This is a genomic window from Aminobacter sp. P4_H6_2, from assembly GCF_056400805.1.
In genome coordinates this window covers 1-10,772 of sequence record NZ_JBFUKO010000130.1, presented here as the reverse complement: position 1 = coordinate 10,772, position 10,772 = coordinate 1, and the positions used below count along the sequence as shown (strand labels likewise).

Sequence of the window (10,772 nt, the reverse complement as noted above, 5' to 3'; positions counted from 1 at the left end):
ATCTACGGCATCTCGGCCTTCGGCCTCGCCAACCAGCTGTCGATCCCGCGCGAAGAAGCCTCGGATTACATCAAGAAGTATTTCGAACGCTTCCCCGGCATCCGAGCCTATATGGACGAGACCAAGGCGTTCTGCCGCGACAACGGCTATGTCGAGACCATCTTCGGCCGCCGCATCCACTACCCGGAAATCCGCTCTTCCAATCCTTCTGTTCGGGCCTTCAACGAGCGCGCCTCGATCAATGCGCGCCTGCAGGGCACGGCCGCCGACATCATCCGCCGCGCCATGATCCGCATGGAGGACGCCCTTGTCGCCGCCAATCTGTCGGCGCGCATGCTGCTGCAAGTGCACGACGAACTGATCTTCGAGACCGTGGAGAGCGAAGTCGCTGCAACCATCCCGGTCGTGCGCCATGTCATGGAAAACGCCGCCATGCCGGCGGCGTCGATGTCGGTGCCGCTGCATGTCGATGCCAACGCGGCCGACAGCTGGGACGAGGCGCACTGAGATGGCGCTCGCAACGTCGTCGAACCTTTCGACGTTGCTCTCCTTCGCGCTGACGTCGCTCATCATCGAGCTGACGCCGGGGCCGAACATGACCTATCTGGCACTGGTGTCGGCCAGCGAAGGCCGGCGCGCGGGCTTCGCAACCGTGGCCGGCATCGCGCTCGGCCTCGCCACCATAGGCATCATTGCCGCCCTCGGCGTCACCGAACTGATCCAGGCTTCCGACCTGCTCTACGAAGGGCTGCGATGGGCCGGCGTGCTGTTTCTGCTTTATCTCGCATGGGAAGGCTGGAAAGGCGGCGGTGAGGCCATCGCAAACGACAGCGACGCCGACCGGCGCTATTTCACGCGCGGGCTCGTCACCAACCTGCTCAACCCGAAGGCTGCGGTCTTCTACGTCGCGGTGCTGCCGACCTTCATCGTCGCCGATCGCCCGGTGCTGTCGCAGACGATCACGCTGACCGCGATCTATGTCGCGGTTGCAACCGGCATCCATGCGCTGATCGTCGTGCTTGCGAGCCGGCTCGAACCGCTGCTCAACGACGCGCGCATAGAAACCATCGCACGGCGCGCGCTTTCGGCTCTGCTGGCGGCGGTTGCGATCTGGTTTGCGTTTTCGACGGCGCGGTAAATCTTACGCGGCGAGTGCCGCGCATTTGGCGCAGGTGCCACGGAATTCGATGACAGCCTTCTTGGCGACGAAGCCGGTCGAACCGACCCAATCATCCAGGCGCTTGCCGATCAGCTCATCGGAGATTTCCGTGACCTGGCCGCAGGTGTCGCAGATGGCGAAGGCCGTCATGCGGTGGTTGTGATGGCTGTGGTCGTGCGGCTCAGAACAGGCGACGAAGGCGTTCAGGCTTTCCAGCCGATGGACAAGCCCGTCCTTCAGCAGCACCTCAAGCGCGCGGTAGACCTGCAGGGGCGCGCGGAAGCCCTCGTCGCGCAGCTGGTCGAGCAGCGTGTAGGCGCTGAGCGGCCCGGTCGCCACTTCGAGTTTCTCCAGAACCTTTTGCTGGTTCTTCGTCAGCGTAGCCCGCGCCGCCATTTTTCCGTTTGCACCTTCCTCGGCCAGGCCAATGCCCGGACGGAACAATCCATCGCCTAAGATGGCGATTGGACAAGGGTTTTGCTAGCGCGTCCGGCCGGCAAAGACAATCTGCCCCAAAGGCAAGCGGCGGGAACGCCCGCCGCCTGCACGTTCACAAGCTTTGGCTTGGGCTCACTTCTTCGGCCGTGCCGGGCCTTCGCGCTCGGACGAACGCGCCCAGAGGTTGATGTCGGCCTCGCGGGCATAGGTATCGATCTCGGCCAGTTCGGCGTCGCTGAAGGTCGCATTCTTCAGCGCGCCAACGCAATCCTCGACCTGCTCGGGGCGGCTTGCGCCGATCAGCGCCGAGGTGACGCGACCGCCACGCAACACCCAGGCCAGCGCCATCTGCGCCAGTGTCTGGCCGCGGCGTTCGGCAATGCCGTTGAGCGCGCGGATATTGGCGAGGTTCTTGTCGTTGAGGAAGGCCGGCCGCAGCGACTTGCCTTGTGCGGCGCGACTGTCTTCGGGCACGCCCTTGAGGTACTTGCCGGTCAACATGCCCTGCGCCAGGGGCGAAAACACGATCGACCCGATGCCGAGCCCGTCGAGGGCGTCGAGCAGGCCATCGTCCTCGACCCAGCGGTTGATCAGCGAATAACTCGGCTGATGGATCAGGCATGGCGTGCCCAGACGCTTCAGAATGTCGGCCGCTTCGCGGGTGCGCTGGGCGTTATAGGAGGAGATGCCGGCGTAAAGCGCCTTGCCCGAGCGGACCGCATGATCGAGCGCGCCCATGGTTTCTTCCAGCGGCGTGTCCGGGTCGAAGCGGTGCGAATAGAAGATGTCGACATAGTCGAGCCCCATGCGCTTCAGGCTCTGGTCGAGGCTCGCCAGCACATATTTGCGGCTGCCCCACTCGCCGTAAGGCCCCGGCCACATGTCGTAGCCGGCCTTGGTCGAGATGATCATCTCGTCGCGCAGACCGGCGAAATCGGTACGCAGGATCTCGCCGAACGCCGTTTCGGCCGAACCGGCGGGCGGGCCATAATTGTTGGCGAGATCGAAATGGGTGATGCCGAGGTCGAAGGCCTTTTGGCAAATGTCGCGCTTGGTCTTGTGCGGCGTGTCCTCGCCGAAATTGTGCCACAGCCCGAGCGAGATCGCCGGAAGCTTGAGCCCCGAACGGCCGCAGCGGTTGTAGACCATGTTTTCGTAGCGATTGGCGGCCGGCTGCCAGGTCATGATGCTGTCCTCGGAAAAAAGGGGAATCGGCGCTTTCGCACCGCTCCCCCTTCTTAGCTCATTTTGGCGCGGCGAGGAGCCCCCTTGCTGCTGCCGGCCCAAGCGGCTCCGGCCGTTCGCAGGTCGTCTGCATCTCGACAAACTTCTTCGTCTCGCCCGATTTCAGGATACCGGTCATCACGTCGATGACGTGATTGGCGAGTTCGAGCGAGCAGCGGTGCGGCCTGCCCTGCATGATCGCCAGTGCCATGTCGGCCAGGCCCGCCGTGCGGTAATTGGCCATCATGCCGTGCGCGTGCTTCTCGTTGGCCMTGGAGAACGGGTGATCCCATTTCGGCAGCGTCTTCACCGGCTTTTCGCCCTTGGTGTAACGCAACTCGCCGCCGAAGAAATTGGGGTCCGGCATGTGGATCGTGCCCGCCTCGCCATAGAGTTCCATCGGCGAATGGGCGTTGTCCCAGACATCCCAGYTGGCGTTGAAGGTCAAGACCGCCCCGCTCTCAAACTCCATCAGCGCGAGGATCGTGGTCGGTGTCGTCACCGGGATCTTTTCGCCGGCACGCGGCTTTGACGAGATCGTGCGTTCCTTGGCCGGAATCGATGACAAAGCGGCAACACGTTTCACCGGCCCGATCAGCTGGACGAGATTGGCGATGTAGTAGGGTCCGAGGTCGAGGATCGGCCCGCCGCCCGGTTGGAAGAAGAAGTCGGGATTGGGGTGCCAGTGCTCCATGCCGTGGCTCATCACATGGCAGGTGCCCGAGGTGATCTTGCCCAGCTTGCCTGTGTCGATCAGATGGCGCGCCAACTGGTGCGAGCCGCCCAGGAAAGTGTCGGGCGCCGAACCGATGCGCACGCCCTTCTTTTCCGCGCGCTTCTTGAGGTCAAGCCCGTCCTTGATCGCCAGAACGAACGGCTTTTCCGAATAGACATGCTTGCCGGCGTCGATCGCCTGCTTGGAGACCTCGTAGTGTACCGCCGGAACGGTCAGATTGACGACGATGTCGATGTCCTTTGACGCCAGCAGTCCTTCGACCGTCTCGGCGCGCAGCTTGAATTCCTTCGCCCTTGCTTTCGCCGCATCCATGTTGATGTCGGCGCAGGCCCGCATCTCGATGCCCTTGAACTCGGGGGCGCGCGCAAAATAGGTCTTCGAGATGTTGCCGCAGCCGATCACCCCGACGCCGAGTTTCCTTGCCATATGATGCTCCCTAAAAGGTCTTGGCGGCTTTGATCGAGCGACGCGCGAAGCGTTCGAAATCGGCCGGATTGTCGTGTTCCATGACGAAATATTTTGCCGGCGTGCGCTTGCGCAGAGCTGTCACCAGCCCCGCCCAGTCGACCGTGCCGTGGCCGACATCGGACCAGCCATCCTCGTTGGCCGCCTCGCCCTGGGAGGCAATGTCCTTGACGTGAACGGCCATGATTCGCGGGCCGAACTCCTCGATCCAGTGCAACGGATCGGAACCGCCACGGATCACCCAGGCGACATCCATCTCCCAGCCGATCTCGGGCGCGGCCGCAAAGATCATGCGCTGGGGCATCGAGCCATATTTGAACGGCACGAATTCGAAATCATGGTTGTGCCAGGCAAAGTCGAAACCGGCCTTGTGGGCTGTGTCGCCGACACGCGCCAGCCTGCGTCCGAAATCGCGCCAACCCTCGGCATCGACAGGCCGATCCGACGCTTCGAGATAGGGGCAGGCCATCAGCTTCATGCCCAGAGTGGTGGCGATATCGGCTGCGCGCCCAAAATCCTTTTCCAGCAGGTCGATGCCGAAATGGCCGCTCGGCATGGTGAGGCCGTTCTTGTCGAGCTCGTCGCGAAACGCCTGCGGGTTCTCGTAGACCCCGCCAAAGCCCTCGACCTGTGCGTAGCCGAGTGAAGCGAGCGTCTCGAGCACATTCTCCCAAGGCTGGAAGTTGCGGGCGCTGTAGAGTTGAAATGACCAGTCCATGTTCTTTGTCCGGTTGGGTTGATGTCAGATGCGGTTGCCGCTTTGGCCGTCAAACAGCGAGGCGCGCGCCGGATCGAAGCCGATGCGGAGCTGTTCGCCTGAGTGCAGGTGACGTTCGGCCTCGACGCGGAAAGCAAAGCCCTGGCCGCCGAGCCGCGTCCAGACCAGCGTGTCGGCGCCCATCGGCTCGACGATCTCGACACTGGCGTCTGTGGCGAACGGCATCGCGCGTGCCGCCTCGCCAAGCGCAACATGCTCGGGGCGGATGCCGAAGACCGCCTTGCCGCGTGTCGGATTGCCATCGAAACCATAGCGGCCGAGCGGGATGCTTGTTCCGGCAACCGCGAAGGCAGGCTCCGCACCGGCCTCGACCTCGCCGTCCAGGAAATTCATGCCCGGCGAGCCGAGGAAGCCGGCAACAAAGCGGTTGACCGGGCGGTTGTAGATCACCTGCGGCGCGTCGAGTTGCTGGATCACCCCGCCCTTCATCACAGCTATGCGATCGGCCAGCGTCATCGCCTCGATCTGATCGTGGGTGACGTAGATCATGGTGTTGGCGAGCTTCTGGTGCAGCCGCTTGATCTCGACGCGCAGCTCCGAGCGTAGCTTGGCGTCGAGATTGGACAGTGGCTCGTCGAACAGAAACACGTCGACATCGCGCACCAGCGCCCGCCCGATCGCCACACGCTGGCGCTGGCCGCCCGACAGGGCCGCCGGCTTGCGCTTGAGCAAGGGTTCGATCTGCAGGATTTCGGCCGCGCGGGCGACACGCTTGGCGATCTCGTCCCTGGCGATGCCCGCCGTCTTCAGCCCGAACGACAGGTTCCCCTCGACGGTCATCTGCGGGTAGAGCGCATAGGACTGGAACACCATGCCGATGCCGCGGTCCTTGGGCTCCTCCCAGGTGACGTTCTTGCCGTTGATGAAGATCTGGCCTTCCGACACGTCGAGCAGGCCAGCGATGCAGTTGAGCAACGTCGACTTGCCGCAACCTGAGGGGCCGAGCAGTACCAGGAACTCGCCTTCCGGCACGTCGAGATTGAGCGCCTTCAACACGTCGAAGGTACCGAAACTGAGCGAGACATCCTTGACCACGACGCTTGTCATGCCCTCACCCCTTGACCGCGCCGGCGGCGATGCCGCGCACGAAAAGCTTGCCGGAAATGAAGTAGATGACGAGCGGGACCAGCCCCGTCAGCAGGGTTGCCGCCATGTTGACGTTGTACTCCTTCACGCCCTGTACGGCGTTGACGATGTTGTTGAGCTGGACCGTCATCGGATAGGTGTCGGGCTTGGTGTAGACGACACCGAACAAGAAATCGTTCCAGATGCCCGTAACCTGCAGGATGATCGCCACTACGAAGATCGGCAGCGACATCGGCAACATGATCCGGAGATAGATGGTCCAGAAGCCGGCGCCATCGACACGCGCCGCCTTGAACAATTCTTCCGGCAGCGAGGCGAAATAGTTGCGGAACAACAGCGTCAGGATCGGCATGCCGAAGATGCAGTGCACCAGCACCAGCCCCCACAGCGAACCGTATAGGCCGATCTCGCGCAGCACTATGACGATCGGATAGAGCATCACCTGATAGGGAATGAAGGCGCCGATCACGAGGATGGTGAAGAAGATGTCGGCGCCCTTGAAGCGCCAGTTGGCAAGTGCGTAGCCGTTGACCGAGGCAATGGCGATCGACAGGAACACCGACGGCACTGTGATGCGCACCGAGTTCCAGAAGCCCCGGCTGAGCCCGTCGCAATTGAGCCCCGTGCAGGCGCTCGACCATGCCTTGACCCAAGGCTCGAAAGTGATCTCCATCGGCGGCGAGAAGATGTTGCCGAGGCGGATTTCCGGCATCCCCTTCAGCGACGTCACCACCATCACGTAGAGCGGCAGCAGGTAGTAGATCGCGACCACCGCGAGCGTGCCGTAGATGAAGATGTTGCGGCGGGAGAATCTGCGCCTCGGTCTTGGCCCGCTGGGTCCGGCAATGGCACCAGCGCGGCCCGACGGGACCGGGGCCGCAGCTATGTCGGGCGCGGCACGAAGGACGTGGTCAACCATGGCGCCGCTTGCTCCCGAATTCGAGATAGGCCCAAGGCACGACAACGATGACCACCGTCAACAGCATCATCGTCGAGGCGGCAAAGCCCTGACCAAGGTTCTGCGCCAGGAACATGTAGTTGTAGACATATTTTGCCGGCACTTCAGACGCGATGCCGGGGCCGCCGCTGGTCTGTGCGACGACAAGGTCGTAGACCTTGACGATGCCGCTCGCGATGATGACCAGCGTGGTGACCAACACCGGCCGCATCATCGGGATGACGATGAAGACATAGGTCTTCCAGGTCGGAATGCCGTCGACGCGCGCCGCCTTCCAGATCTCGCCGTCGATGCCGCGCAGGCCCGCCAGCATCAGGCACATGATCAGCCCGGTGCCTTGCCACAGCCCGGCGATCAGGATGCCGTAAATGACGATATCGGCATTGTAGAGCGGGTCGAAAGTGAAGCTTAACCAGCCGAGATTGCGCACAACCTGCTGGATGCCGAAGTCAGGATTGAGGATCCATTGCCAGGCAAGGCCGGTGACGATGAAAGACAGCGCGAAAGGGTAAAGGAAGATGGTCCGGAAGGTGTTTTCGAAGCGGATCTTCTGGTCCATCAGCGCGGCCAGCAAAAAGCCGATGACCAGCGAAAAGAACAGCGTGCAGACGCCGTAGATGGCGATGTTTTCGACCGCCGTCAGCCAGCGCGGCGTCGCCCACAGGCGCTCATATTGTTCGAGACCAACGAAAGTCGCGCGCGGCAGAAGCTTGGAGTTGGTGAAGGAGTAAAACACCGTCCAGGCCGTGCCACCAACGAAGATCACCAGCGCGGTCAAGATCATCGGGATCGACGCGATCTTGGCGCTCAGGTTTCGAAACAACCGGCTCGGCCGGCCCGCCTCGGTCGGGGTCATCGGTCGGGTTCCATGGTGCTTTGGGCAATCTGCCGGTCCCTCCCCTCAGGGACCGGCAGAGCGCCGCTGTCAGCTGCCGCATCAGAACGAGGTCCACCCACCCCGGCGAACAGCCGAAGTGTCTGTCGCTCTAGTCCGCAGCGGCGATGATTGCGGCAAAGCGCTTCTGTGCGTCCGCCGGCGTCAGTTGTTTGTTGGCGAAGAACTCGACGAACAGGTCGTTGACCTGGGTGACCGAGTCTGCCGACATCAGCTGGTCCGGGGCAGCGATGATGTTGCCCTTGGCCAGGATCTCGAGTCCCTTTTTCATGCAGTCATTGGCGGCCTTCAGATCGACATCGCCACGAACCGGCAGCGAGCCCTTCTTGAGGTTGAAGGCAACCTGCGTTGCCGGCGACAACATCACCGAAGCCAGCACCTCCTGCGCCTTGGCCTTTTCAGGATCGGTCTGCTTGGGGAAATAGAAGGCATCGCCGCCGGTCGAGATGATCTCGTGAACGCCGAGGCCCGGCAGGCAGGTGTAGTCCTTGCCAGCTGTCTGCCCGGCAATCTGGAACTCGCCCTGGGCCCAATCGCCCATGATCTGGCCGCCAGCCTTGCCGTTGATGACGAGCGACGTCGCCTGGTTCCATTCCTGGACATTGGACTTGGCCGACATGGCGCGCGCCTGGTCGGCCGCGGCAAAGACCTTGGCCATCTCGGGGCCAGCGGCCAAGGCGGCGTCCTTGTCGCCAAACACTTTCTGGAAAGTCTCAGGTCCGGCGAGCGCCACGAGGATCACTTGGAAAGCAAGCGTCGTCTGCCAGGGCTGCTGGCCAAGCGCGAGCGGCACGATGCCGGCCTTTTCCAGCGCTGGAGCGGCTGCCACGAACTCGTCCCAGTTCTTCGGCACGGCAACGCCAGCGTCGGCGAAGGCTTTGTTGGAAAGCCACAGCCATTGCTGCGAGTGGATGTTGACCGGCACGCAATAAATCTTGCCGTCCAGCGTACAGCCATCGAGCAAGCTCTTGGGGTGGATGAAGTTGGCCCAGCCCTCTTTCGCGGCGAGTTCGGTGAAGTCGCGCATCAGCCCGGCCTTGACCAGCTCTTCCGCCTGGCGTCCATGGTTGAACTGGGTAGCACCCATCGGGTCGCCGCCAGTGATGCGTCCGATCATGACCGGACGGGCAACGTCGCCGGAGCCGGCAATGGCACCGTCGACCCATTTATTGCCGGTGGCATCGAACGCCTTGGCGAGTTCGGCAACAGCCGCCGCTTCGCCGCCAGAGGTCCACCAGTGCGTCACTTCGAGATCCGTCGCGGAAGCCGAACCGGCGGCCCCAAACGCGACTCCCGCCGCCAATACAGCGGTCGTCAGCCTATAACGCATCGTACTCCTCCCTGAATCTGAAACGTTACAGATTGGGAGGTTAAGCGAAGTCTGGAGACCGCGCAATGGCCGACACGGCAGACAACGCGATTTTGTTCGCGTCTCGAACTAAAGGCGTAAGGTCGCCGACAAGCAACGAACGACTATAATTCCGTCGCAATGCAGCATTTATGGCGCAAATCGCCAATCGAATCAATGGCAGGCGCGCATGCTGCGGCGCACGATTTCTGGGCACCCCAGCCGACATTTCACCCCGCCATTCTATTTCAGCCTGCTCAATCTGTATCGTTACAGTTCTTGCCGGAAGCCCTTGCAAGGTTCATGATGCAAATGCGATATGCGCCGAGCAAGGAATCCGGCGGACATGGCCATGAACGACAAGATACCGCCGGACGAAAGTGTGGAGCAGGCGAGCGGCGGCGAGGCCAATCCGCCGACGCTGAAGACAATCGCCTTCATGACCGGCCTTGGCGTCACGACCGTTTCACGCGCGCTGAAGGATGCGCCCGAAATCGGTGCGGCGACCAAGCAGCGCGTGCAGCTTGTCGCGCGCCAGATCGGCTACCGACCCAACCGTGCCGGGGTGCGCCTGAGAACCGGCAAGACCAACGTCATCTCGCTCGTGCTCAACACCGAAGAGCAGATCGGCGGCTTCGTTTCCGACCTGATCTACGGCATCTCCGAAGCCCTGGCGCAGACGCCCTATCACCTCGTGGTCACGCCCTATTCGCGCAACAACGACCCGCTTGAGCCGGTGCGTTATGTCGTCGACACGGCCTCCGCCGACGGCGTCATCATTTCGCGCACCGAGCCCGACGACAAACGCGTGCGCTACATGACCGAACGCGGCATGCCCTTCGCCGCCCATGGCCGCACGCATATGGGCATCGAGCATGCGTTCCACGATTTCGACAACTATGCCTATTCGGTCGAGGCGGTGAAGAAGCTGGCGAGCCTCGGGCGCAAGCGACTGGCCTTGCTCGCCCCGCCTTCCAATCTCAGCTATTACCAGCACATGCGCGATGGCTTTGCCGACGCGCTGATGGAGCACGGCTTGAGCGAGGTGCCGTTCCCGACCGCCACTGTCGATCACTCGATCGAAGATATCCGCAAGCTCACCGCCGATTTGATGCGCCGCCCCAACCGTCCTGACGGCTTTGTCAGCGGCGCGGGAGCCGGCACGTTTGCGCTGGTCGCAGGTGTCGAGGATGCCGGCTTCAAGCTCGGCCAGGATGTCGACATCGTCTCCAAGCAGTCGTCAAAGCTGCTGCACCTGCTTCGGCCGCAACTCTACGTCGTCAACGAGGACGTCAGGCTTGCCGGCGCAGAGCTTGCGCGCGCCGTGATTGGCCGCATCGCCGGCCGCGACATTGCTTCGCTGCAGAGCCTCAGCAAGCCAAGCGCGGTCGAAGCCTACGAGACGCCRACGCCGACAAATTCGAGCACCTGAGAAAGCCCCTCACCCTTACCCTTGTAACTTGAACGTTGCCGCATCTGCTATTGTTAGCGGTGCGGTGGCGGACGGGAGACCGAAGTTCCTTTGGGACACCAAGCCCGTGGGAGAGCTTGGGTCTTCGTCCGCCGTTCCATCGACCCCGAACAGTCGCCAGGGCCGCAAGCGAAGCCCGATTAGGCAAGGATGGGAGAAGATGGACGCTGCTTTTGTCGTTGTAGGGATCGATGTCTCGAAGGAGCGGCTCGAC

Annotated in this window: 11 protein-coding genes; 3 read left to right on the top strand and 8 right to left on the bottom strand. The window is 62.5% G+C overall.

Annotated features, from left to right (window positions below; genetic code table 11):
* Nucleotides 1-507: DNA polymerase (locus tag AC1DUU_RS12280; RefSeq protein ID WP_476783697.1), on the top strand; the 507-nt coding region annotated here is incomplete at its 5' end.
* 1 nt (nucleotide 508) lies between these two features.
* Complete coding sequence (locus AC1DUU_RS12275) at nucleotides 509-1,138, top strand: LysE family translocator (protein ID WP_476783696.1); 630 nt, start codon at nucleotides 509-511, stop codon at nucleotides 1,136-1,138.
* 3 nt (nucleotides 1,139-1,141) lie between these two features.
* Here the strand turns inward: AC1DUU_RS12275 and AC1DUU_RS12270 are convergent, their stop codons facing one another.
* The 8 genes from AC1DUU_RS12270 to AC1DUU_RS12235 form a co-directional block, all read right to left on the bottom strand.
* The gene (locus tag AC1DUU_RS12270; protein WP_476783695.1) at nucleotides 1,142-1,555 is read right to left on the bottom strand and encodes a Fur family transcriptional regulator; all 414 of its coding nucleotides are present in this window, start codon (nucleotides 1,553-1,555) and stop codon (nucleotides 1,142-1,144) included.
* A gap of 174 nt (nucleotides 1,556-1,729) precedes the next feature.
* The gene (mgrA, locus tag AC1DUU_RS12265) at nucleotides 1,730-2,782 is read right to left on the bottom strand and encodes an L-glyceraldehyde 3-phosphate reductase (protein ID WP_476783694.1); all 1,053 of its coding nucleotides are present in this window, start codon (nucleotides 2,780-2,782) and stop codon (nucleotides 1,730-1,732) included.
* Nucleotides 2,783-2,840: 58 nt separating this feature from the next.
* Complete coding sequence (locus AC1DUU_RS12260) at nucleotides 2,841-3,983, bottom strand: Gfo/Idh/MocA family protein (protein WP_476783693.1); 1,143 nt, start codon at nucleotides 3,981-3,983, stop codon at nucleotides 2,841-2,843.
* 10 nt (nucleotides 3,984-3,993) lie between these two features.
* A complete protein-coding gene (locus tag AC1DUU_RS12255) occupies nucleotides 3,994-4,740 on the bottom strand; it encodes a sugar phosphate isomerase/epimerase family protein (protein WP_476783692.1) in 747 nt (248 codons plus the stop codon).
* Nucleotides 4,741-4,764: 24 nt separating this feature from the next.
* The gene (locus AC1DUU_RS12250; RefSeq protein WP_476783691.1) at nucleotides 4,765-5,847 is read right to left on the bottom strand and encodes an ABC transporter ATP-binding protein; all 1,083 of its coding nucleotides are present in this window, start codon (nucleotides 5,845-5,847) and stop codon (nucleotides 4,765-4,767) included.
* Nucleotides 5,848-5,851: 4 nt separating this feature from the next.
* Nucleotides 5,852-6,805 (bottom strand): carbohydrate ABC transporter permease, encoded by a 954-nt coding sequence (locus AC1DUU_RS12245; RefSeq protein ID WP_476783690.1) that lies wholly within the window; start codon nucleotides 6,803-6,805, stop codon nucleotides 5,852-5,854.
* Nucleotides 6,798-7,700, bottom strand: coding sequence for a carbohydrate ABC transporter permease (locus AC1DUU_RS12240; RefSeq protein ID WP_476783689.1), 903 nt, complete (start codon nucleotides 7,698-7,700; stop codon nucleotides 6,798-6,800). Before AC1DUU_RS12240 ends, AC1DUU_RS12245 begins: the two co-directional genes overlap by 8 nt.
* A 130-nt stretch (nucleotides 7,701-7,830) precedes the next feature.
* Nucleotides 7,831-9,069, bottom strand: a complete 1,239-nt coding sequence (locus AC1DUU_RS12235) for an ABC transporter substrate-binding protein (RefSeq protein ID WP_476783688.1) — start codon at nucleotides 9,067-9,069, stop codon at nucleotides 7,831-7,833.
* Between the two features lie 370 nt (nucleotides 9,070-9,439).
* Here AC1DUU_RS12235 and AC1DUU_RS12230 point away from each other — a divergent pair, with 370 nt between their 5' ends.
* Complete coding sequence (locus AC1DUU_RS12230) at nucleotides 9,440-10,519, top strand: LacI family transcriptional regulator (RefSeq protein WP_476783687.1); 1,080 nt, start codon at nucleotides 9,440-9,442, stop codon at nucleotides 10,517-10,519.
* Nucleotides 10,520-10,772 lie beyond the last annotated feature (253 nt).